Annotated in this window: 19 protein-coding genes; 10 read left to right on the forward strand and 9 right to left on the reverse strand. The window is 52.3% G+C overall.

Features of this window, described 5'->3' with window-relative positions; genetic code table 11:
• Positions 1-22: 22 nt before the first annotated feature.
• From HMPREF1207_RS01570 to HMPREF1207_RS01590, 5 genes are all read right to left on the reverse strand, one after another.
• Positions 23-370 (reverse strand): hypothetical protein, encoded by a 348-nt coding sequence (locus HMPREF1207_RS01570; protein ID WP_009674246.1) that lies wholly within the window; start codon positions 368-370, stop codon positions 23-25.
• Positions 361-1,452, reverse strand: coding sequence for an anti-sigma factor (locus tag HMPREF1207_RS01575; RefSeq protein ID WP_016423399.1), 1,092 nt, complete (start codon positions 1,450-1,452; stop codon positions 361-363). Before HMPREF1207_RS01575 ends, HMPREF1207_RS01570 begins: the two co-directional genes overlap by 10 nt.
• Positions 1,430-1,957, reverse strand: a complete 528-nt coding sequence (locus tag HMPREF1207_RS01580; protein WP_016423400.1) for a sigma-70 family RNA polymerase sigma factor — start codon at positions 1,955-1,957, stop codon at positions 1,430-1,432. The genes HMPREF1207_RS01575 and HMPREF1207_RS01580 overlap by 23 nt, the downstream gene beginning before the upstream one ends.
• A 176-nt stretch (positions 1,958-2,133) precedes the next feature.
• Positions 2,134-3,006 carry a carbohydrate ABC transporter permease gene (locus tag HMPREF1207_RS01585; protein ID WP_009674270.1) on the reverse strand — a complete coding sequence of 291 codons (873 nt, stop codon included), beginning with the start codon at positions 3,004-3,006 and terminating at the stop codon, positions 2,134-2,136.
• Between the two features lie 15 nt (positions 3,007-3,021).
• The gene (locus tag HMPREF1207_RS01590) at positions 3,022-3,972 is read right to left on the reverse strand and encodes an ABC transporter permease (protein ID WP_009674273.1); all 951 of its coding nucleotides are present in this window, start codon (positions 3,970-3,972) and stop codon (positions 3,022-3,024) included.
• A gap of 143 nt (positions 3,973-4,115) precedes the next feature.
• Between HMPREF1207_RS01590 and HMPREF1207_RS01595 the strand changes: the two genes are divergently transcribed.
• The 4 genes from HMPREF1207_RS01595 (at position 4,116) to HMPREF1207_RS01610 (ending at position 9,943) form a co-directional block, all read left to right on the forward strand.
• The gene (locus HMPREF1207_RS01595; RefSeq protein WP_009674272.1) at positions 4,116-5,954 is read left to right on the forward strand and encodes a sensor histidine kinase; all 1,839 of its coding nucleotides are present in this window, start codon (positions 4,116-4,118) and stop codon (positions 5,952-5,954) included.
• A complete protein-coding gene (locus HMPREF1207_RS01600; protein WP_009674239.1) occupies positions 5,935-7,554 on the forward strand; it encodes a response regulator transcription factor in 1,620 nt (539 codons plus the stop codon). The genes HMPREF1207_RS01595 and HMPREF1207_RS01600 overlap by 20 nt, the downstream gene beginning before the upstream one ends.
• Before the next feature lie 99 nt (positions 7,555-7,653).
• Positions 7,654-9,315 (forward strand): extracellular solute-binding protein, encoded by a 1,662-nt coding sequence (locus HMPREF1207_RS01605; RefSeq protein ID WP_009674243.1) that lies wholly within the window; start codon positions 7,654-7,656, stop codon positions 9,313-9,315.
• A gap of 151 nt (positions 9,316-9,466) precedes the next feature.
• A complete protein-coding gene (locus HMPREF1207_RS01610) occupies positions 9,467-9,943 on the forward strand; it encodes a hypothetical protein (RefSeq protein WP_009674267.1) in 477 nt (158 codons plus the stop codon).
• 73 nt (positions 9,944-10,016) lie between these two features.
• Here HMPREF1207_RS01610 and HMPREF1207_RS01615 read toward each other — a convergent pair whose 3' ends face one another.
• Positions 10,017-10,553 (reverse strand): SRPBCC family protein, encoded by a 537-nt coding sequence (locus HMPREF1207_RS01615; RefSeq protein WP_009674248.1) that lies wholly within the window; start codon positions 10,551-10,553, stop codon positions 10,017-10,019.
• A 323-nt stretch (positions 10,554-10,876) separates the two neighbouring features.
• Between HMPREF1207_RS01615 and HMPREF1207_RS01620 the strand changes: the two genes are divergently transcribed.
• The gene (locus tag HMPREF1207_RS01620) at positions 10,877-11,536 is read left to right on the forward strand and encodes a hypothetical protein (protein WP_009674250.1); all 660 of its coding nucleotides are present in this window, start codon (positions 10,877-10,879) and stop codon (positions 11,534-11,536) included.
• Positions 11,537-11,796: 260 nt separating this feature from the next.
• Positions 11,797-12,216 (forward strand): GNAT family N-acetyltransferase, encoded by a 420-nt coding sequence (locus HMPREF1207_RS01625; protein ID WP_016423401.1) that lies wholly within the window; start codon positions 11,797-11,799, stop codon positions 12,214-12,216.
• Between the two features lie 218 nt (positions 12,217-12,434).
• Here the strand turns inward: HMPREF1207_RS01625 and HMPREF1207_RS01630 are convergent, their stop codons facing one another.
• On the reverse strand, positions 12,435-13,484 hold the full coding sequence (locus tag HMPREF1207_RS01630) for an NAD(P)/FAD-dependent oxidoreductase (RefSeq protein ID WP_009674264.1): 1,050 nt from the start codon (positions 13,482-13,484) through the stop codon (positions 12,435-12,437).
• Positions 13,485-13,679: 195 nt separating this feature from the next.
• Between HMPREF1207_RS01630 and HMPREF1207_RS01635 the strand changes: the two genes are divergently transcribed.
• From HMPREF1207_RS01635 to HMPREF1207_RS01650, 4 genes are all read left to right on the forward strand, one after another.
• Entirely contained in the window at positions 13,680-14,471 is a 792-nt protein-coding gene (locus HMPREF1207_RS01635) for an ABC transporter ATP-binding protein (protein WP_009674244.1), read from the forward strand.
• A gap of 4 nt (positions 14,472-14,475) precedes the next feature.
• Positions 14,476-15,396 (forward strand): iron-hydroxamate ABC transporter substrate-binding protein, encoded by a 921-nt coding sequence (locus tag HMPREF1207_RS01640; RefSeq protein ID WP_009674252.1) that lies wholly within the window; start codon positions 14,476-14,478, stop codon positions 15,394-15,396.
• Between the two features lie 73 nt (positions 15,397-15,469).
• On the forward strand, positions 15,470-16,480 hold the full coding sequence (locus HMPREF1207_RS01645) for a FecCD family ABC transporter permease (protein WP_009674268.1): 1,011 nt from the start codon (positions 15,470-15,472) through the stop codon (positions 16,478-16,480).
• Positions 16,477-17,484, forward strand: coding sequence for a FecCD family ABC transporter permease (locus tag HMPREF1207_RS01650; protein WP_009674253.1), 1,008 nt, complete (start codon positions 16,477-16,479; stop codon positions 17,482-17,484). The genes HMPREF1207_RS01645 and HMPREF1207_RS01650 overlap by 4 nt, the downstream gene beginning before the upstream one ends.
• Positions 17,485-17,752: 268 nt before the next feature.
• Here HMPREF1207_RS01650 and HMPREF1207_RS01655 read toward each other — a convergent pair whose 3' ends face one another.
• Together HMPREF1207_RS01655 and HMPREF1207_RS01660 are read right to left on the reverse strand one after the other, a co-directional pair.
• Entirely contained in the window at positions 17,753-18,391 is a 639-nt protein-coding gene (locus HMPREF1207_RS01655) for a class D sortase (RefSeq protein ID WP_009674251.1), read from the reverse strand.
• Between the two features lie 128 nt (positions 18,392-18,519).
• On the reverse strand, positions 18,520-22,254 hold the full coding sequence (locus HMPREF1207_RS01660) for a collagen binding domain-containing protein (protein WP_009674259.1): 3,735 nt from the start codon (positions 22,252-22,254) through the stop codon (positions 18,520-18,522).
• Between the last annotated feature and the right edge of the window lie 300 nt (positions 22,255-22,554).

Below are 22,554 nucleotides of genomic sequence, written 5' to 3' on the forward strand. Positions count from 1 at the left end.
CGTCTCCCGGTTCCGCTGCCGATCAAGGCTTCGGATTAATCATCCAGCTCGTTACGAATACCACCGCCAGGAAAAGGACATAAACCAGTTGGATCGCGAGAGCCCAAAGACACAGCTTTTTACTCCGGTTTCGCAGGAAAAGACCGGTTAGCGCACTTAACGTGCTGGCGGCAAAAAGAAATTCAAGAACGTCCAGCGTCCACACATTAAACAGAAACGTAAGATTGATAACGGCCAGCTGAACCACCGCCAGACTGCATGACAAATACCCCGCCCACGATTCTTTGAGAAAAGGGCTGCCCGGCCTGCCGTTTTTTCCGTTTCCGGGCCTTTTCTTTTTAAAACCGGCAAACCATGAAGTCAGTTCCATAACCGGACCTCCCCGACTTTAATTCCCCGGACCAGGGCGTTATTGCGCAGGGCGGCCAAATCCTTGACGGGCCCTGTCACCACAGCTCCATACGTTTTGATCCCGTTGTCTTTCAAATACCGGATTCTCTTATCCAGTTCCAGCGATTGGCTCCGGGAAAATAACGCCGCCATCTTTTCATAGTTTTTCAGAAAGACGAGGGTGTCCATAAACTGCTCCGCGTTTTCTTTCGTATCGTTAAAAGGCGACCACGCGTCCCAGTCCTCTTGTGCCGGATAGCCGATCGGTCCGATCACGCGGCCACCGCTGTCCACGCCCCGCTGCTCGAAACCGGTGTCTACCGCGTACCAGACGACTTCGACCGTGCCGCTTTGGAGCGCTTTAAGCGCTTCGTCCGTGCCGGTAACGCGGTTCAGCGAAACGTAGGCTTCGGCCACCGTCCCTTCAGGCAGCTTTTCAAGCCGCCGCCATTCCGTGCCCGTCAAATAGGGCAAGCTCGGAAAACCGGGATGAACGAGCATCCGGTTCGCTACGGTCGGAACTTTCGGCAGCGGAGCATCCGTCAAGTACTCCGCCTTCGGAAAACCGTTCGGCCTTCCGAGTATAAAGGAAGCCGACTGCTTTCCCGCACGGATGTCCCGGTTCCCGACTTTTTTCCACAGCTCCATATCGACGGTTAGCGACAACGGATGCACCTGCGTTTCGATCTGCATCTCTTCCAAAGTCATATTCGGTTCGGTGACATAAACGGTTTTGTCCAGAACTTCAATCAATTTGTTCGCATTCAAGGACGGATGAAGCGCATAATAGACGAGTGTTCCCATATACGCTACGGGCAAAATCAACAGCAGGACGACAAGTGTAATCAGGGTAGAAGTCCATCTGGCCCTCCACTTGCTCCTGCCGATAATCATCTCCTCGCTTTGTTTTCCGGGTATACTTCCTCCCATTTCCTCTTCCAGCAGCGCGTTGTAAGCATCCAATTTATCGAGTTCTTCTTCCATTTCACGCTCGTCCGCTTCGGACAATGTTCCTTCTCTGAACGCTTTTAGGCGTTCTCTAAACGGATCCTGGTGGTTCATGGCCGGGCTCACTCTCCTTTCTTTTCATTTGCCGTAATTTCTGTCTCCCCCGGAAAAGCAGACTTTTTAACGTAGAAAGTTTCAGGTTCAAGACATCGGCCGCCGCCTGGCAGGACATTTCCTCCACATCACACAGCCGCACGGCATCCCGGTACTTATCCGGAAGCGAAGAAACCGCCTGCACGATTTTTTCTTTCCCTTCTTTCTCCAAAAAAGTTTGTTCGGTAGACCCCTTAACGGGTACTTGAGCAAAAAATTCATCCTGTTTCAAATCCATCCGTTTGTGCTTGCGCAAATAGTCGATATACGTGTTTTTGGCCACCGTAAAAAGCCACGATTTGATCCTTGGTCCGCTGTAATCCTCCAGGTTCACATACGCTCTATAGAAGGTTTCCTGAAGAATATCTTCCGTCAAATGGTGATCTTTGCACAAGGAAAACAGATAGGCGTATAGGTCTTTGAAATACTTGCGGTAAATGTCTTCCAGACTCAACGATTCATTCATGTTCTCCTCCTTCGGTAAAAACACGGTTATCTCCTGTTAAAAGTTGCATAACCGGTTCGTTCAAACTTTGCATCCAAACCAAAAAAAACCGTGCGGCGCACGGTTTTTAGCGATAAACTCCACAAGGTTTTTTCTGTTTTTTCTATAGATAAGTTAGTTTCCGCCGATTAACCGGCCTATTCTTTCACCGCGCCTACCACGATGCCGGTTACGAAATAGCGCTGCAAGAAAGGATACACGAGCAAAATGGGCAGGGCGCTGATAAAGATTTGCGACGCCCGGATCGTACGCTGAGACAGGCTGGCAACGGCTGCCGGGTCCAGCTTCGACATGTCCGCCTGCACGATGATCGTCTGCATAAACGTGGCAAGCGGAAGCTTCTCCGAATCCCGGATATAGATGATCCCGTCGAAATACGAATTCCAATGCCCGACCATCATAAACAAGGAGACGGTAGCCACGACGGGCAGAGAAACCGGCAGGTACACGCTCAGGAACGTGCGGAACTGGCCGGCCCCATCGATAAAGGCCGCTTCCTCCAGATCTTTGGGCACCGTGCGGAAGAAGTTCATAAGCAGAATAATGTTAAAGACGCCCACCAGCCCGGGAAGAATAAGGGCCATCAACGTGTTCATTAGTCCGAGCTTCAGGATCAGAATATAGCTTGGAATAAGTCCCCCGCTGAACAGCATCGTCACGACAAAATACCAGAGATACAGATTGCGCGCACGGAATACGTGACTTTCTTTGGACAGCGCGTAGGCGGCAATGGTGTTCACGACCAGGGCCAGCGCCGTCCCGATCACGGTTCTCTGCACGGACACCCACAACGACGACAGGAAATTCGCGTTATCGAATGTTTTGGCGTAGGCTTCGAATGTAAAGCCGATCGGCCAGAAGGTGACCAGTCCCGCATTCGCCGGAGCCGAAGCACTGAGGGACACCATCAGCAGGTGATACAGAGGAAGCAGGCAAAGAATGGCCAGAACCGTTAAAAACACATTGTTGAACAGACTGAATATCCGGTATGGCAGTGTTTTATGATACATGCGCTCACTTCCCTTCTAGAAAATTCGGTACCCGGCAAACCGGTAGGCCAGTCTGTACGAGACCGCGATCAGGATCAGGCTGATAAACGATTTGAACAGACTGACGGCCGTGGCAAAGCTGAACTGCCCGCTGAGAAGACCTTCCCTGTACACGAACGTGTCGATAATATCGCCCTGCTGGTAAATGAGCGGGCTGTACAGGTTGAACACCTGGTCAAAGTTCGCGTTGAGCACGTTGCCGAGCGCCAGAGTCGCAATCACGATCGTAATCGGGATGAGCGCGGGAATCGTAATGTAGAACGTCTGCTTCCAGCGTCCGGCCCCGTCTACTTCCGCCGCTTCATACAGCGACGGGTTAATGCCGGAGAGCGCCGCCAGGAAGATGATTGTGTTAAAACCGAATTCCTTCCAGACGTCACTGAAAATGATCGTGAACCGGAACCAGCTGCCGTCTCCCAGGAAGAAAATCGGCTTGATGCCGAACACGGCAACAAGAAATTGGTTGATTAGCCCGGTCTGAGCGAGCATATCGATCAAAATTCCCGAAAGCGTCACCCAGGACAGAAAGTGCGGCAAATAGACGAGCGTTTGAATTGTTCGTTTCAGCGCCATTTTCCGCACTTCGTTAAGCAGCAAAGCAAAGAAAAACGGAATGATCAGATTCATGACCATTTTCGAACAAGCGAAGAACAACGTGTTCCACGTAATTTTTAAAAAATAATCGTTTTCCCACATATACCGGAAATGCTTCAATCCGACCCAGGGAGAGCCCGAAATCCCCAACGCCGGTTTATAGTCCTGGAAAGCCATGATAATCCCCGACATGGGGATATACGAAAATATAAACACGAGAACGGCCGCCGGAAGGACCATCAAATGCAGGATCCATGGCTGCTTGTAGCCTTTTTGTCTGTCTGTGCGCCGGGCTTTCCCGGCATTCACCTGCTGTACCGTGTTAGCTTCCATCGCTCTCTCCCGCCCCAAAAATTATTTTGTGTGTTCGATGAATCTCTGCTATAAATAGTAGCAAGCATTTTGGAAAGCTGACTATAGTACAATGTTAGGCTTCCATAGGGATTTATTAGGGGCAGGGTCTGGAGGAGATCGGAATGGGTTTCGGATTAGCGGGAATAGTTACGAAAGTCCGGGGAAAAGCGCGGTACAGATACAGTCTGTTTGCCAAAATGAACACCCTGATCATCGTTCTTTTTATCCCGATTATTCTTGTGTATACGTATTCAAACGACGTGACTTTCAATGTCGTCAGCACAGAGCTGCAGAAGTCCAGCACCAAACAGCTTACGTTTTTGTCGGGTCAGATCGATTCGCGCATCAGTCAGATGATGGATTTCAGCCTGGTCTTCGCGAAAGATCCGAATGTCAGTAAATTCAACGGATTGAATATATGGGAAGACCGCTACGACCGGATGCAGACGCGGTATGTCATTCAGGAGAAAATGGCGCTCCAGTCCCGGGTGACCGACATTTGGCCGGCCCGGTACGCGGTCTACTCCCAGCAGAACAAAGACGTCATCTCCAATTACAAATCGCCGGCCTTCGACGAGGACTATTTACAGAATAACAGGAGCGGGAAATGGACCTACGGGGACGGAAGCGGCAAAGCTCCGGGAGGGCTGGACGCTTTTTACTGGTTCTATAATGACTCTCTGGCCCAGCCCGGCATGTTGACGGGCAGCAGTCTCGTCATCGAAGCGAGCTTTAGCTATGAGAATATCCAGAATATGCTGGATACCTACAAAGCGGGCGGACAAGGCGATCCGTTTTTTTACCACAAAGGGGATACGCCGATCTTGAACCGCAGTGCGGATAAGCGCCTGTCGGAACAATTGATAAGCTACCTGGACGAGCACTCCCCCGACAATACGACGCAGTATGTCATCAAGCTGGACGGCAAAAATTATCTGGTCAGCTCCGTAAAATCGACCTACCTGGATTGGCATCTGGTTGATGTGGTTCCGCTCGATCAGATCCTGGGACCCATTTCGTTCAGCCGGGATCTGTTCTACTTCTCGATGTTCCTGCTGTTCGTTGTCGGCATTTCGGCCTCGATTCTGCTGTACCGGAACGTCCAGAAGCCGATTCTCAAGCTGATCAACGGACTGCGTCGTGTTCAGCGCGGAGACTATTCCGTCCGTCTGCATACCCGGGACCACAACGAATTTTCGTTCCTGTTCTACCGGTTTAACGATATGTCCCGCCAGATCCAGGACCTGATCGAGAACGTGTTCAACGAGAAAATTCGTGCCCGGGAAGCGACGCTCAAACAGCTTCAGGCTCAAATTAATCCTCATTTCCTGTATAACTGCCTGGGCTACATCATTAACATGGCCCAGATGAAGGATGAGGAAGCCGTCGTCGCGATGGCTTATAATTTGAGCGCCTATTACCGCTATACCACAAGGATGGAACGGGAGACGGCCTCTCTCGAAGAAGAGATCAAGCTGCTTGTCAACTATCTCGATATCCAGAAGCTCCGGAACGGCCGGATCGACTACCGGATCGACATTCCCGAAGAAATGCGCAGCCAGTCCGTTCCGCGCCTGATACTCCAGCCGATTGTGGAAAACTCCGTCATTCACGGAGTCGGCAAATCCTATACCTCCGGCGAAATCCGGATCACCGGCGAGATATCGGACGGCTTCTGCAGAATCTATGTCGATGACGACGGACCGGGATTGAATGCCGAGCAGGAGTCGGCGCTGAACCGGAAAATGCGGGAGCCGCTGCAGGAAGAAATGGGCTGCGGCTTGTGGAACACGAATCAGCGCATCATGCACCAATTCGGCAGCCGGTCTTATCTGGCTTTCGTCAAATCGCCGCTTGGCGGACTCCGGACCGAAATCGTCTGGGAGATGCCACCTGCCGCACATACATCCGACTATTCGAGACCTCAAGGAGACCTTAGACATGCAAATGATCATCGTTGACGATGAAGCCCACTGGGTAGACAACCTGTCGCTGCACAAGCCGTGGCACGAACTCGGAATCGAACAGGTGCACCGGGCTTACTCCGCCTTCGAGGCGCTGCAAATCATCGATACCCATCCCATCGATATCATGATCTCGGACGTTCAGATGCCCGAAATGACCGGTATCGAGCTGATCGAACGAATAAGAATCCGCGACAAGAAGATGAAGTGCATCATCCTGTCCGGACATTCGGAATTCGAATACGCCAAAAAAGCGCTCCGGCACAACGCCGTCGATTATCTGCTTAAGCCGCCGACCGACCAGGAGCTGTTCGACGCCGTCAAAACCGCGATGGATCAGCTCAACGCGGAATGGGAGCTGATCAGCTCGCTGGAGCGCACCCGGCATACGCTGCGCGAGAATTTGCCTATTCTGCGCGGACAGCTTCTGCTCGATGCCCTGCAAGGCCGCCGGCTGTCCACGGACGAATGGCACCGGAAGCTCAGTGACTACGGGCTGCCGTTCGATTTCGAGAACAGCGCGTTAATGCTCGTCAGGCTCGAAGAAGAATTCGGCCGGTACAAGAACAACGGACAGCCCTTGATCGAATATGCAATCATGAATATGGCCGAGGAGATCATGGGCGAATTCATGGAAGTGTGGGGCGTCAAGGAGGAGCATGGCTATCTGGTGTTTCTCCTGCAGCTCAAAGAATCCGCTGGCGGCGCCGGACAAGAAACCCTCCTGGAGAAGCTTTCCCAGCAGCTCCAGCACAAAGTGAAGCAGTTCCTGAAAGGCTCCCTCTCCATCGTCATCACGGAATGGTTCGCCTTTCCGGAGCAGCTGCCCGACCGTTTCCGGCAGGCTTCCTCCTATTTCCGGGAAATCGTCGGCGACGAACGGGATTTCGTTGTACGCGTCAACGAAGTCAACCACACTCCGGCGCAGGGGCCGCTGAACGCGCTGTACGTTCCCCCCTCCCTCATTAATCTCCTTGAGGCGGGGCACTGGGATGCGGCGGAAGCCAAGCTGGCGGCCGTTTGTACGGAGCTGGAGGAGAAATGGCCGGAATCCTGGGAGCACTGTATGGAAGCCGGATTCCTCATCACCTCTTCCTTCAGCAATCTCGCCCACCGCAGCGGCTATACGCTTACGAAGCTGCTCGGGACAGAAGATATGGGAGCGCTGCAAAGCGGAGAGGCTTTTGTCACCATCAAAAAACTCGGAAAATGGTCGCTGAGCGTGCTTAACAAGCTCAAAGAAGTCAGCTCCAGCAGCGTCAAGGACAGCCGCTCCCAATACGTGAAGAAGATACAGGAGTATGCGGACAAACATTTGCACGAAGACGTCTCCCTGCGGGCTTTGGCGGACCATATCAATTTGCATCCGACCCATTTGTCCAAAATATACAAGATCGAGACGGGCGAAGGCATCAGCGATTATATAGCCCGGCTTCGTATGGAACGCGCCTGCCATCTGCTCAAGGCCACCGGCAAGAAAGTGTATGAAATCAGCATGGAAATCGGCTACATGGACCCGGCCTATTTTATCAAAGTGTTCAAGCGCCATTTCGGGGTTACCCCCCAGGAATACCGGGACGGGGCTTTATTACCATGACAGATTCCTATCGATACTAACAAACTCATATAGATGCTTTCCCCGGAAAGTTGATACAGTAACACATGTAAGGATCACACAAGTAGGGGGAAATGAAGAATGGTCAAGTTCAGGAAATTGGGATCGGTTCTCATCACGGCGGGACTTGTCACGCTTACGGCCTGCGGCGGAGCATCCAATGACACATCGAAAGGCAGTTCTGCTTCCTCCGGAGCCGAAGCCGCCTTCTCCAAAGGAAAATATGATCCGCCGATTGAAATCAGCTCGGTGCTGATGCCCAAAAAGTACGTTCAGGGCGACACCAAGGAGAACAACGTCCACGACCGCTGGATGCTGGAAACGTTAGGCATTAAACATAAGGATACCTGGTATCCGGCCAATGATGACCAATATAAACAAAAGCTGCAGCTTGCGATCGCTTCGGGTGAAAAACTGCCCGATTTCGTATCCGTGCCGACCAATCCGGTCCTGACCAATCAGCTCATCGATTCCGGCCAGTTCATGCCGATTGACGAGCTTTTCGACAAGTACGCCAACAAAATTTTAAAAGATCATTCCTCAGCGCATCCGGAATTGTGGTACCCGTTCACGAGAGACGGCAAGAAATACAACATGCCGATTCTCGAGTATACCGACAATGACGACACGCTGCTGTGGCTGCGCGAAGACTGGATGGAAAAGCTGAACCTTCAGGCGCCTAAGACGATTGCCGATCTGGAAAATATCATGGACAAATTCAAAAACCAAAACCCGGACGGTCTCGCTCCGAAAGACGTTTTTCCGCTTGCGATATCGCTGAAAAACAATACGAACACCTGGATGGGTTCGCTTGACTGGCTGTTCGGCGCTTACGGGACGATCCAGGAGCAGTGGAACAAGGACTCTTCCGGCAGCCTGGAATACGGCTCCACCAACCCCGGCGCCAAAGAAGCCCTCGCCAAGCTGAAAGAATGGATGGACAAAGGCTACATCCATACGGATTCCGCTTTATGGGACGAAGCCAAATCGGCGGAAAGCTGGACCAAGGGTACCGCAGGCATTCTGCCCGGAGCCAACTGGGTACCGGACTGGCCCGCACCGGATCTGCTCAAAAACGTAAAGGGCGCGAAATATAAAGCCTATCCGATCCCTGCCGGACCTAACGGCCAAATCGGGACGAAATGGCAAAATTCCGGCGTTAACGCCAGTATCATGATCAACAAAGACGCCAAACATCCGGAAGCGATCTTCCTGTATTACAACTATCTGCTCGACAACTTAGCTAATCCGGCAGCCGGAAGCAACTATGAATACGGCTTTGCAAAAGGCTATGACTGGGATCTCATCGACGGGAAACCGACCAGCGACAAAGAGAAAATCAAAGATTTCTCGAATGAGTTCCCGTTCTTGACCGGTCCTGCCCGAATTCCCGATCTGTATATGAAAACGCTCGTGAAGCTCGCCGACGGTAAAACACCGGAGACCCCTTACGAGAAGCAGATGGCCGAATTCCGCAAACCGGAAAACTGGGCGGCGGCCAAAGTCGTCATGTCCCAGCGGGACATCCGCAAGCAGAACTATTTTACAGGTGCGGCTACGCCGACGATGGTGTCCAAGTGGAATCTTCTCCGTCAATCGGAAATGGAAACGTTCAACAAAATTATTTACGGCAAACTGCCCATCACGGCTTTTGACGAATTTGTCGCCAACTGGAAAGCAAACGGCGGCGAGCAAATTACGAAAGAAGTCAACGACTGGTATAAGTCGGTCTCGTCCAAGTAGCGGTTTCACCGAAAAAAAGCCCGGCAGCGGATCTCAACGATCTGCTGCCGGGTTTTTGGTTTGGTTTGTTTTATTTGTGCATTAGGAATTAGAAAAGCCGTTAAACACATATATCCATATAAGGTTTACTATTCCATTTTGGGAGGTCAAAATGCCTAGTACTTTTCAGGATATGAAGAACAGCGTTGAAACAGGATGGGACATTGTAATTTGGTCCGAATCCTATGGTCCCGGAGATTTTGCTGTATTAGCCGCTTGCGTGTATTTAGGCTGCGCCCAGGCTTATCTTGGTCAGCGTTTAGAGGATCTTGTTAAAAAAGTCGGGGCCGACGCAGTTAAACAAGCCTTGAGCAATAAAGGGAAAATATTCGGAGCGGGAGAATTTGAAGTTTCGGCTGGAGATGCCTATTGGAGCACCTATATTAAAGTGTGGAATCCTTTTAAAAGAAGACATGAAAAAATAACGATGGACCGATACATCCGTTTGTATGTCAGAATGAGAAGAAAACATCGGGAAGGATTTGCTGCATTTACACCCAGTCCCGAATATCAGGAATATACTCATCTTCCGGACTATTCCGGCGGGCCGGTTTATCCGATTGGCTACGATGGAAGATTACAGCTATGACTACTTTTCAAAGCGGAAGTCCGGAACTTACCTCCGAACTCCCGCTTTTTTTGCTGTGCTTCTAATACCGTCCTTACCGGTCCGTTCCGCATTCCCTCCTATATTGTCTCAGTCCCCCTGCCTGCCCTCTTCGGCTAGAAACGTTATCCACGTGACGGGTGTATTTCTCGTACCACGCTTCCCATTCCTTCTTCTGGGAGGGCATTTTCTCTCCGTCCAGCAGGAGCCGGACCACCTCCAGGCATACGTGCCAGCCTGCGAGGTCTTTCGGAGTATGCGCGGTTATGGCTTGCAGCTTCTCGGTCATTACCAATCGGCATCCTTCCGATTCAGGATACAGTTCAAAGCGGACCCGGTCCTCTCCCCACGTATATTCGAGTATGGAAGGAGGGTGCAGCTCCAGGATGTCCAGTTTTTCGAAGCTGCCGTCCGGCATGTTGAATCGGATAAATCCGCCTTCACGCAGTTCCCCGACTTCCAGCTCGGAAAACCACAGAGCCAGCTTGTCATTCTCCGTGAGCATGGACCAAACCGCCTCAGCGGAATGCCTGAAACAACGGTCAAAACGTGCGACGTATCCGTCCGGGGCTTTCTCAAGAATCGCCAGCATGATAATCTCCTCCTGGTTACTCCGCAATTTCAGATCATTTCGATGGCAGCCGTCTGACTGGCTGTTCTTCTGTTAGTGTATCAGCCGGAGATGTAAAAACAAAATGGTTAAGTATTTTCGAACAATATCTTCTTTTCAAAGAAATTTAATAAAGGATTATACCATCCAGTCATCAATCTACCAGATATAGTAATTAGAATCATCTATTGGAATCCTCAAAAAGATACTAGTATATGGGTGTATTAGTATTAAGTTGTAATAGAGTAAGCGCTTGGCCGATTACAACTAACGCTCCAAAAAAAATAACGAAAGAAGGTCATTTGATGAAAAAAATCGGTATTTCACTGCTCTCCCTCTTTACGTTCCTGTTCTTTGCCTCGTCTGCTTTTGCCGTCACCGGACAAGGCGCCGCGCGTCTGATCACGACCACCAAGCATACGGCGATCCAGGGGACGCTGACGATCCCGAGTACTTGGAATGTCTCGAATGACGGCAGTTACATCGCGTTCTACCTCGGGCTGGATGTCGTATGCGAAGGCGGCATTTCATTTAAGCCTTCCACGGGCTGGAACAAATTCCTGAACTGCGGCGGCGGCGAAGGAAGTGCCTCGAACAAAACGGCGCCGCTGACTGTCCAGCCCAACCCCGGGGATACAATCTCCCTGAAGCTGGTCAATAACTTAAACGACACGGCCACTCTTTACGTAAACGGCGTTGCGGCCTACACAAACCTTCCGGTCGCGAATGCGGGTAAGCTTAAAGCGGCAACAACCGTAAAAATGGTTCATTCCACGCAGGATAACCAGGACAAAAACAGCTACACCAACGCTTCTTTCAGCAACGTGCTCGTGCAATCGCAATCCGGAGGCAGCTACACAGCTTTCCCGAGCAATATTTCTCCGGACTTCCCGCTCGGCGGCCAAGGGGATTATGTGATCAATTCGAGCAATCCGCTGGGCACCACGTTAAAAGCCGGCAAATAAAACGACGGCTTTATGATCGGACGACAGCGCCATCCGTGTCCGAAGCGGCTCATACACCGCTTACCTGTCTAAAAAGAACCGCTTTACGCGGTTCTTTTTTGATTTTACGGGAGGAAACCGGAATTTCTAAACTAAAAGATTAAAGTGCTAAGATAATCTTTATGTACTTTGGCTCCCTAAAATCCCCACGATATCGCCGCTTCCTTATCACTTGCATCCATGTTGTATAGTGAGGATATAGGAAGAAAGGAGAGGTGGATATGAACGTTAGTTATGAGCGGCCCGGCCCTGTGGAGTACGCCGAGTTGAGGAGACTCGCAGGGTTAGCTCCCTTGGAAGAAACCTTAGCCGAGGCCGGTTTGAACGGCTCCATTTTCACGGTTGTTGTGCGTGACGAGAATTCCCGGCTCTTGGGAATGGGAAGAATCGTCGGGGATGGAGCCTGCTATTTTCAAGTGGTGGATGTCCTGGTGCATCCTTCTTGCCGGGATCAAGGAACAGGTATCGAAGATACGCTTATGAAGGAAATTGTCCGTTACCTGGAAGAAAATACGTCCGAAGGTTCCCAGGTGATTGTCATCTCGGATACGCCGGGAATCCGGTTGTACCAATCGTTCGGGTTTAAGCTTATGTATCCGGACTTTTACGGAATGTCGAGAATTACCCGGCCGCCCGTTTAAAAGCGTGGAAGATTCGTCTCGGGGAAGTCTCGGTTCGCTCCTGTGTGCAAAAGCATGCCGGCGTGTCTGAGCTTCCCCTCTTCCCATAGAACCGCCCGAACCGCCCGTCCGGCGAAACCTGTCCCCGCACGAATAAAAAGGTTCCTGAACCTGCCTTGAGAACAAGGCGGTACACGAACCTTTTTTGGTCTGGCATCCCGTTCCGGAACGTATCGCTCCTACCCCATCATCTGCTTCACAAGCTCGCGGTTCCGCTTCTTGAAGATTTCGTTGTGGGAGGAAACCATGCCGGTTTTATCCGAGCCGGGCTGGATATACTGCTTCGCCTGATTGACCGCATTCGCCGCGTCCTGGAAAGCGCCTGCGATTAAATGCAGCTTGCCGTCATGCTTCAAAATATCCCCGGCCGCATAAAGCCCTTCCACGGTCGAGACGCTCGAAGCATTGCCCGCAATGTAGAAATCGTCCGCAAGCTCAATATCCAGCCCGCTGCTTTTGAGCAAAGTGCTGTCCCGTTCGTAGCCGTGATTGATGATCACTTCATCGACCGGCACATGTGTAAGCTCACCCGTCAGGTGATTCGTCAGTTCGACATACTCGATAATGTCGTGGCTGGAAGCGGCGATCAGCCTCGTGATCGACGAATTCAGGAAGCAGACGGCGGAGCCTTCCATCAGCTGCTTAACCTGCGCTTCATGCCCGGTTAACGCATCTTTGCGGTGGGTCAGATACACCTGCTTCGCTACGGATTCCAGCTCGTTCGCCCAGTCGACCGCCGAATTTCCGCCCCCGGAAATGATCACCGTCTTGTCCTTGAAGCGCTGCAGCGATTTCACCGTGTAGTTCAAGTTCGAAACCTCATACCGCTCCGCTCCCTCGATTTGCAGCCTTTGCGGCTTCAAGATTCCTCCGCCGACAGCCACGATCACCGTTTTGGAATAATGCGTTTCCCCGGATGCGGTATGTAAAACAAAGTTTCCTTCGTCGTCGCGGTTAATCGACTCCACCTTCTCATTCAGCACCACTTCGGGACGGAACGTCAATCCCTGTTCCACCAGCTTTTCAATGAGCTGGGCCCCGGTAAGAGGCGTATGTCCCCCGACGTCCCAGATCATCTTCTCCGGGTACACATGAATTTTCCCGCCCAAATGCGGCTGAAACTCGATGATCTTCGTTTTGAGTTCCCTTAACCCACTATAGAAAGCGGAGTAGAGACCCGCCGGCCCCCCTCCAATGACGGTTACATCGAATAGTTCTTTCTCCTTCATGTTCCCTCACTCCTTGCCTTAAAGTTGTGATTGATTATCATTCTCAATAAAATATACGACCTTTTCTTGAATTTTACAAGTCAAAATGCGGGTTGACAAATGTTTGCCCCCCCTTTAAAGTATGTTATGTGCTGACGATGATAATCATTATCAATAAACGGTATTTATTTTTACACAGCTACTGGGGGTTGCATCATGGTTCGCCTATATACAGATGAACTGAATATTGGGTATGGGGAACGTTTAATCGTTAAAAATTTAAGCGTATCGTTTCCCGACAAAAAAATCACGACGATTATCGGCGCCAACGGCTGCGGCAAATCGACGCTGCTGAAAGCCGCGACCCGGATTATTTCCCATCAGTCGGGCTCTATCCTTCTGGACGGCGAACTGATTTCCAAGGAAAACACTAAAGTTTTGGCCCGAAAAATGGCCATCCTCCCCCAGTCTCCGGAAAGCGCAAACGGGCTTACGGTCGGCGAACTCGTATCCTACGGCCGGTTTCCGTATCAGACGGGCTTCGGCCGGTTATCGAAGAAGGACTACGAGGTCATCGATTGGGCGCTGGAGGTCACGGGCACCAACGAGTTCAAGTACCGCCCCGTGGACGCCTTGTCGGGAGGACAGCGGCAGCGCGTCTGGATCGCCATGGCGCTGGCTCAGGAGACGGACATTATTTTCCTTGACGAGCCCACCACGTACCTCGATATGGCGCATCAGCTGGAAGTTCTTGAGCTTCTGCAAAAGCTGAACCTGGAACAGGGACGCACCATTGTCATGGTCCTTCACGACCTCAACCAAGCCGCCCGGTTCGCCGACTATATCATCGCCCTTAAAGACGGCGAAGTCGTAAAGGCCGGGAATTGCGAAGAAGTAATAAGCCATGAAGTTCTGAAGCAAGTGTTTCAGATCGACGCGGAGATCGGCCGCGATCCGCGTACGAACAAGCCGATGTGCTGCACCTATAATTTAATAAAGGGAGATTGACATCATGAAAAAACTTCTGCTACCCATTCTGCTCGTTCTGGTTCTCGCTCTATCCGCCTGCGGCGCCAAGCGGGAAACCACCGCCGATAAAGGAGGCGCTTCGGACAACAAACAACCTGCGACCATCACCTACCAGTCCGAAAGCGGTCCGGTTGAAGTTCCCGCAAACCCCCAGCGTGTGATCGTGCTTTCGTCCTTCACCGGTAACGTGATGGCCCTCAACGTAAACCTGGCGGGCGTGGATTCCTGGTCCAAAAAGAATCCCCGTTTCGACAAATTAAAGGACGTTCAAGAAGTTTCCGACGAAAGTCTGGAGAAAATCATCGAGCTCAAGCCGGATCTGATCATCGGCCTCTCCAATATCAAAAACGCCGACAAGCTCAAGCAGATCGCCCCTACCGTTACCTTTACATACGGAAAAGTCGATTATCTCACGCAGCATCTGGAGATCGGCAAACTGCTCAATAAAGAAAAAGAAGCCAAAGCTTGGGTCGACGATTTTAAAAAACGGGCGGCAAAGGCCGGGGACGAGATTAAAGCCAAAATCGGAGCGGATAAAACGATCTCCGTCATTGAAAGCTTCGACAAACAGCTGTACGTCTTCGGCGATAACTGGGGACGCGGCACGGAAATCCTCTATCAGGAAATGAAGCTGAAAATGCCCGATAAAGTGAAAGAAATGGCGCTCAAAGACGGCTACTACGCTTTGTCGGCCGAAGTACTGCCGCAGTATGCCGGCGATTATGTCATCTTCAGTAAAAATCCGGATGCCGATCATTCGTTCCAGCAGACGGAAACGTACAAAAACATCCCGGCGGTTAAAAACGGCCATGTGTTCGAAGCAAACGCCAAAGAGTTTTACTTCAATGATCCGCTTACCCTCGATTATCAGCTCGATTTCTTTATCAAGAATCTCGGCAAATAAGCAGCGCCACCCTGAAGGGATTCTTTCTCGAAAGAATTCCTTCTTCCATTCCAGTACAGAAAAGATGAGACGGATGAACAAACAAAACCCGCGTATCCTACCTTTTTCATTCAAGCTTGCAGCAGGTATCCTCGTATTTGCCGGCCTGTTTATGGCGGCTATGCTTTTCGGCGCGGCCGATGTCACCGTAAAGGATGTCTGGCTTGCTCTCACCTCTTCCTTGGCGAACGGGCAGATCACCCTGCTCCGGGAAATTCGGCTCCCCCGCGAGGTTGCCGCCATTTTCGTCGGAGCGGCGCTGGCCGTATCCGGAGCCGTCATGCAGGGCATGACCCGCAACCCGCTGGCCGATCCCGGCCTGCTCGGCTTAACCGCCGGCGCGAACGCCGCGCTCGCCTTCACGATCGCGTTCGTCCCGGCGGTTGGCTACTTCGGCATCATGGTGGCTTGCTTCGTCGGAGCCGTCATCGGGGCCGGACTCGTTTTCGGCATCGGGACGCTCAAAAAAGGCGGATTCTCTCCGCTCAGAATCGTACTGGCGGGCGCCTCCGTGTCCGCTTTCCTGTACGCCGTTTCCGAAGGCATCGGGCTTGTTTTCAAAATCTCGAAAGATGTGTCCATGTGGACCGCAGGCGGCCTGGTCGGTACGACCTGGGGCCAGCTTCAGGCCATCGCCCCTTTTATCGCGACAGGGATACTTATCGCACTCGTTCTCTCGAAGCAGCTCACCATCCTCAGCTTGAGCGAAGAGGTCGCTGTAGGGCTGGGCCAGAAGACGCTTCGGGTGAAAGCGGTTCTTTTTGTGGTGGTTGTCCTGCTCGCCGGCGCCTCCGTCGCTCTCGTCGGAAATATGGCGTTTATCGGCCTCCTGGTCCCCCATATCGTCCGTGCCGTCGTCGGAACCGATTACCGGTTCATCTTACCCATGTCGGCCGTATGCGGCGCGTCTTTTATGCTCTTCGCCGACACGCTCGCGCGGACCATCCATGCCCCTTACGAAACGCCTGCGGCCACGATCGTAGCTATGCTGGGTCTGCCTTTCTTCCTGCTCATTGAACGCAAAGGAGGGAGAGCCCTGTCATGATCCATCCTTCTCTAATCAGAAAACAGCGGCTTCTGGTCGCGGGCGCTATCGTGCTTATTGCGTTAACCATCCTGGCCGGCATGGGCCTCGGGTATTCTTCCCTGTCGTACGACCGGCTGCTTCCCACCCTGCTTGGGCAAGGCTCTTTCAAAGAAAATTTTGTCTTGTTCTCCATACGGCTGCCGCGGATTATCATCACCCTTCTGGCGGGAATGGGACTTGCCCTGTCCGGAGCGGTTCTCCAGGGCATTACCCGCAACGACCTGGCCGATCCGGGTATTATCGGGATTAATTCCGGCGCCGGCGTCGCCATTGCCGTTTTCTTTTTATTCGTTCCGATCGATCCCGGATCTTTCGTCTATCTGCTGCCTGTCGTCGCTTTCCTGGGTGCCCTGATTACCGCCTGCCTGATCTACCTGTTGTCGTACAGCCGAAAAACCGGCCTACAGCCCGTAAGGCTCGTGCTGATCGGCGTAGGATTCTCCATGGCGCTGTCCGGCGTCATGATTGTGATCATCTCGTCCGCGGAACGGGTCAAGGTCGATTTTATCGCGAAATGGCTGGCCGGAAGCATCTGGGGAGCGGATTGGCCGTTTATCGGCGCCATTCTCCCTTGGCTGGTCCTCCTCATCCCGTTCGTCCTGTACAAAGCCAACCGCCTGAACCTGCTCGGCATGAGCGAAAGCGTCGCGGTCGGCGTCGGCGTCGCGGTCGAAAAGGAGCGGGCCGTCTTGCTGCTTGCTGCCATCGCACTGGCGGCCTCCGTCGTTTCCGTAACAGGCGGGATCTCCTTTATCGGTCTTATGGCGCCGCATATCGCGAAATCGCTCGTAGGCCCGAGAAATCAGATGTTTATCCCGCTCGCCATCCTGCTCGGCGGCTGGATGCTTCTCGTTGCCGATACGATCGGCCGCAATATTATCGAGCCCGACGGCATCGCGGCGGGGATTATGGTCGCCTTGATCGGCGCTCCTTACTTCATCTATTTATTGCTGAAAAAATAAAAGAAACCCGTCAGCGTAGAGGCTGACGGGTTCTTTTTGTGCCCGGATCCGGTAAAGCGCGGATCTCCTTACTCATTTCAACTGATCGGGACCGATCTGTTTCGGCAAAACCGGCGGGCAAAGTTGAGTAAGCCGCCCGGTTCAGTGCCTTTTTTCCGGTAAAATTCGGGGTTCCGATCCAACCGGTAGAGCCGGGCGGCAAAACAACCCCGTAAGCGTTTATTTGGGATGAATACCGCGGTATCCCGCCCCTTGTGCGTAAAGGAGTCTACACGGCCGCGGATTTGATCAGCGTCCCCTTGACGATAATCCGGTGGGTCGGATTTTTCATCGGGTGGCAAGTGATGAGAGTAATTTCACTATCCTTGCCGTTGCCTTGAAGTACCTCCACCTGATGCGGCAGTACGTACCGCTTCTCTTTGACTTGGTAAATATACTTATCGGAGGACGTGTCCACTTCGATCGTATCCCCGACGGCCATTTCATCCAGCCGGTTAAAGTTTTTTCCGTAAGCGAAGTTTCGGTGACCGGCAATGGCATAGTTTCCGATTTGCCCCGGTTTCCCCGTATTGGAGATGCTTGCGAGAGAAATCTTCATGTTTTCTGTAGTGGCGTCTGTCAGAACGGGGAGCTTCAACTGGATTTTGTCGATCACCAGGACCCCCTCCACGTGTTTACCGTCCTTCGCAAGTGAAATCGGGTCTTCCGCTGCGCTCGGAGCTTGTCCGGCAGAAGAAGCGTCTGTTTCGTTCTCCGGCTCCGATTGGTCGATAATCCTCAAATTGGTCTGCCACTGCTCCAGCAGCCTGCTCTGCTGTATATTTTCGTATCGGTCCTGCAGAGTCGGATACAGAAAAACAGCGATGCCCAGGATCACGCACAACAGGGGGAATATCCGTTTTGTCATCTGAACGCCCCGCTTTGATTTCAATTTTAGTCCCGCTTCTTTCCCCCGTAGAAAAACCCTTTAAGCAAACCCGTTTAGTCTCTAAACAAAGTCTACTTAAAGGGTGTCCATCCTTCAATAGCCGCCTTTTATTTTTTTAGGGCTAATTTTCTTCTCCAAAGCAGTCCGAGCACAATTAAAGCGATACCTGCGGCTTGTACACTCCAGCGGCCGGTTTCACCGGTTTGAGGAAGTACGGCAGCCGGCAGGTTTCCTTGACCGGGAACCGGCTTTGTCTGCACCGTGACATCCAGAAGCGCAAGGATCGTTTCGTTGCCTTGGCTGTCCTTGGCTGCTACGGTAAAGCGGTCCTTGCCTGTATAGCCCGGATCGGGGGTATACGTCCAACGGCCGTTCTCGTCAATCGTCACTTTGCCGTGTTCCGGCTGCTTGTCGATCAACGGCTTCTGCCCTTCCGGTACATCGACTTTTCCTCCGGTAGGCGTATCTTTGTCCGTTGTGACTTTACCTGCGGCCGGAGAGGACGTTGGCGCCGGAGTTGGCTTCTCCGACGGTGTCGGTGCCGGTGTCTCCGGCGGTGTCGGTGTTGGCGTCACCGACGGTGTCGGTGTTGACGTCACCGACGGTGTCGGCGTTGGCGTCACCGATGGTGTCGGCGTCGGCGTTATCGACGGTGTCGGCGTTGGCGTCACCGATGGTGTCGGCGTCGGTGTTGGTGTCTCCGACGACGAATTATCGGACGGTGACGACGACGGTGTCGGTGTTGGCGTTACCGACGGTGTCGGTGTTGGTGTCACCGGTGGTGTCGGTGTTGGTGTCACCGGCGGTGTCGGTGTCGGTGTCACCGGCGGTGTAGGTGTCGGTGTCGGTGTCGGTGTCGGTGTCGGTGTCACCGGCGGTGTCGGTGTCGGTGTCGGTACGGACACCTTGGCGTTTGTCACGTTCAGCGTGAAGCCGGCTGTGGAATTAATCGTAACGGGACGGTCGGTATTGTCAAGCACATAACCGGACGGCGCCGCTTTCTCTTTGATGATATAATCACCGGCCAGCAGCTTTTTAAAGATCAATGTGCCTGTCGAATCCGTTGTTCCGCTACCAATCAGGGAACGCGAGCTTCCGGATTTGCGGTACAGTTCGAACACGGCACCTTGAAGCAAGTGCGAAGAGTCCGCCGCATCCGTTTTTTTGACGGTAAGCGAACCTCTGATCCCGCTGCCTGTACCGGAACCGCTGGATACTCCAACGATGATGCTGTCGGTGGTTTCTTTCGATACCACGCTTACGTTATTTCCGCTAAAGCTGACTTTGTTGGAAACCGTGTCCTGATCGTTCGCAACGATTAAAGACTGATAGTCCAGAACGTAAGGCGCTGTAATTTCATGCAGGAAGCTTAGCTCGAACGTCTGCTTGCCATCGTCGTCCGTCAATATCACAAGCTTGTAATCATTCCCTTTGGCAGCCTCGGTACTTTTGACAACGTCTCCGTTAGCGGATACAGTCGTCGTGTACAATCGGAACGATTCCGGCATGAGCAGTTGGTTCTCTGTCGGCGTATCCACGATTTTGGCATCCGCTACCGTAGATTGTCCCCGGTTGATATGAATGGTCCAGTTGATTTTGTCTCCGCTTTGGGAACCGGTTTTGTTGACGTACTCGCCGCCTTTCGGAATCGTCACCTTGGCGGTCAATTTCTCCGATACGGGAGCGGCAGCGTCGAACAATTCCGCCGTGTTGTTAACCGTGCTGTCGATAAGCTCCCCGTCCAAACTCGTTTTATAAACAATATAGAACGGAGTGGAGGATGGCTTAAGAAGCGTCACCACCAGCTTATTCGCACTGTCAACCGAATAACTGTACTCGGAGCTGTCGATGATTGTACCCAGGGAAGGGTTTCCGTTCGCTGCAATATTCATCGTATACAGAGCAAGCGAGCCCGGGACCAGAGTTTGTTTCGATTCGAGAAGGTCTTCGACGCTCGGGCTTGTGAGAGGCTTTCCGTTGTAGTTGACGCCGATTGTCCAGCTTAGCTGTTTCGTCGAAGCATTGTACGAACCGTTTTTGAATCCGTTGTTTTTAGCCTCGCTGCGCGGGGTGAAAGTAGCCGATACGGACTTTGTTTGCGCTGCGGATGTGCTGTCTTTCCATGTGATGTCCGCCTTGTTCACAAAGTTCTTCGTGCTGCCCGGAGGCGTAATCCAATCGAAATTGTACTCCGTTTTATAGCTGATCGTGACGGTCTCCGAGAGAGGACCCGCGAAGGTCAGCTTGAATCCGGAATCTTCCGTTACCGTACCGTCCAGCGTATAGTCGGCAGGGCTGTTCAAAACCGTGCTTCCCTGATTGACTTTAAACGTGCCCGGTACGATCTTCATTCCCTTATTCGGGAACGCATCCGTAATGACGACTTCGCTCATGGGCTGTTTATCGCCGTTTACCGTTAATGTCCAAGAAGCCGTTTTGTCCTGATAGTTAGCGGCATCCATGCTCTTAACCAGCACAACCTGTTTGATCGTACGGCTTCCCGTCGCACTGTCTCCGCTTCCCGACGTCACTTTGTTGGCAATGGTTCCGTCGGCGATCACGCGGTCGGCCGTCTTGGTCTGATAGGTCACTTTGTAAGCGGTGCTAACCGGCTGATTGAACTGCAGCTTAAACCCGTTCTTACCGGCAGCGGATGCGGATGTCACCGTATAATCGCCGGCCGGAATTTCGCCGCCGACCGTTTCGTTACCGGCGTTATCCAGCGTAACCGGGTATACTTTGACCGAGTTCGCTACCAGTTCGTGAGCATTGTCGAACAAATCGGTCAGAACGGCGTTCGTCTGGGATATCGCTCTTTCGTTGTAATTGTACTTGATGGCCCAGTCGATGGTTTGCGTGGCCGCGTCGTAGCTTACGGAGCTCTTGCTGAGCGCGCTTCCGCGCTGTACGGTTACGGTCGCGCTCGCGCTGACCGCGCTCTGGTTGCTGCCCTTAAACGTGGCCGTGTTGTTGAATGTCGCCGGCGAGCCGTCCGTTACGGGCGTTGTAAACTGAACGCGGTACGCCGTCGTAATAGGGCTATCGGCAAAACTCACCTTCACCGTTCCGCCCGATGTGTCCAAGGTATACTTGCCGGGATCGACAAGCGCCCCCTGAACGACCGTACCGTCCAGATTTACGTCCAGGTTATAAACCGCGGCTGTAACCGGAACGGAAAGTCCCGCCGGAAGCGGATCTGTCATCACCGCATTTTCGACGGATTTTAATTCTTTGTTAACGTCCACGGTCCAATCGATATGTTTAGCATTGTATCCCTGGGGAACACCGCTTTTTCCGATTGTCGAGGCAACGTTAGGTTTAAACTGGAGTGAAATGACCTGCTCTCCGCCTTTAATCGGAATTTTAATTTTCTGAAGGGTCGAGCCGGTTATCTTCTGTTTGTCAAACTGGGTTTGGATCGTTAAAATCCCGCGTACGTCATCATGTGTCTCTATGTAGGAGTTGAAAGTCATCACTACTTGACGGGTATCCTTGTTGACCGTAAACGAACCCACATCATCGGATTCAATGAGAAGAGGTCCGCTTATGTTGTTGAAAAGAAGAAACTCCGCAGGCAGGGCGAAACGGAACGTATCCCCGTCTTTGTAACCGTGCCCGTCAGGCAGAGACCAATGATAATCCACCTGCACTTTGGAGCCCTGCTCGTAAACATTGTCAGTCACGACGTTACCGGCCTTGTCGTACACGGCCAAGGTTACGCTGTCCAAAATAGATCCGGTAATACCGGCCGCATTCGCCGCGCTCCACTGGCCGAATCCGTTAAAAACCTGGACGAAGACCAGCAGCGCAACAAGGGCCGCGCTAATTTTTTGCTTCAGCATGAACGTTTCACGCCTCCATTCCCTCATTTATTTGCTGAAGTCAATATCACCTTATGTTTGTAGTTAACTTGCAAGAGCATCGCTCACCTGCGCCGTGCAGGAAGAAGACTCCGAGACGCTGAAGACGTCCGGCTCCTCATCTCTTCGGACAAGTGCATACAAAGTGGACAGAGACTTCAACGGTGATTTTTTTGCCGTCCGGCATCATCAGGGTCTGATCTCTCCTGTTTCACTCCTTTCTCCCGATCCGTTTATGCCGCAAAAAGGCACACTTTGTATTGTAGCGCGGCCATCTCGACA

The organism is Paenibacillus sp. HGH0039, from assembly GCF_000411255.1.
GTDB lineage: Bacteria > Bacillota > Bacilli > Paenibacillales > NBRC-103111 > Paenibacillus_F.

Coding starts and splice junctions, on each gene's coding strand:
- HMPREF1207_RS01570 (WP_009674246.1), bottom strand. CDS start 370: ATGGAACTGACTTCATGGTTTGCCGGTTTTAAAAAGAAAAGGCCCGGA.
- HMPREF1207_RS01575 (WP_016423399.1), bottom strand. CDS start 1,452: ATGAACCACCAGGATCCGTTTAGAGAACGCCTAAAAGCGTTCAGAGAA.
- HMPREF1207_RS01580 (WP_016423400.1), bottom strand. CDS start 1,957: ATGAATGAATCGTTGAGTCTGGAAGACATTTACCGCAAGTATTTCAAA.
- HMPREF1207_RS01585 (WP_009674270.1), bottom strand. CDS start 3,006: ATGTATCATAAAACACTGCCATACCGGATATTCAGTCTGTTCAACAAT.
- HMPREF1207_RS01590 (WP_009674273.1), bottom strand. CDS start 3,972: ATGGAAGCTAACACGGTACAGCAGGTGAATGCCGGGAAAGCCCGGCGC.
- HMPREF1207_RS01595 (WP_009674272.1), top strand. CDS start 4,116: ATGGGTTTCGGATTAGCGGGAATAGTTACGAAAGTCCGGGGAAAAGCG.
- HMPREF1207_RS01600 (WP_009674239.1), top strand. CDS start 5,935: ATGCAAATGATCATCGTTGACGATGAAGCCCACTGGGTAGACAACCTG.
- HMPREF1207_RS01605 (WP_009674243.1), top strand. CDS start 7,654: ATGGTCAAGTTCAGGAAATTGGGATCGGTTCTCATCACGGCGGGACTT.
- HMPREF1207_RS01610 (WP_009674267.1), top strand. CDS start 9,467: ATGCCTAGTACTTTTCAGGATATGAAGAACAGCGTTGAAACAGGATGG.
- HMPREF1207_RS01615 (WP_009674248.1), bottom strand. CDS start 10,553: ATGCTGGCGATTCTTGAGAAAGCCCCGGACGGATACGTCGCACGTTTT.
- HMPREF1207_RS01620 (WP_009674250.1), top strand. CDS start 10,877: ATGAAAAAAATCGGTATTTCACTGCTCTCCCTCTTTACGTTCCTGTTC.
- HMPREF1207_RS01625 (WP_016423401.1), top strand. CDS start 11,797: ATGAACGTTAGTTATGAGCGGCCCGGCCCTGTGGAGTACGCCGAGTTG.
- HMPREF1207_RS01630 (WP_009674264.1), bottom strand. CDS start 13,484: ATGAAGGAGAAAGAACTATTCGATGTAACCGTCATTGGAGGGGGGCCG.
- HMPREF1207_RS01635 (WP_009674244.1), top strand. CDS start 13,680: ATGGTTCGCCTATATACAGATGAACTGAATATTGGGTATGGGGAACGT.
- HMPREF1207_RS01640 (WP_009674252.1), top strand. CDS start 14,476: ATGAAAAAACTTCTGCTACCCATTCTGCTCGTTCTGGTTCTCGCTCTA.
- HMPREF1207_RS01645 (WP_009674268.1), top strand. CDS start 15,470: ATGAACAAACAAAACCCGCGTATCCTACCTTTTTCATTCAAGCTTGCA.
- HMPREF1207_RS01650 (WP_009674253.1), top strand. CDS start 16,477: ATGATCCATCCTTCTCTAATCAGAAAACAGCGGCTTCTGGTCGCGGGC.
- HMPREF1207_RS01655 (WP_009674251.1), bottom strand. CDS start 18,391: ATGACAAAACGGATATTCCCCCTGTTGTGCGTGATCCTGGGCATCGCT.
- HMPREF1207_RS01660 (WP_009674259.1), bottom strand. CDS start 22,254: ATGCTGAAGCAAAAAATTAGCGCGGCCCTTGTTGCGCTGCTGGTCTTC.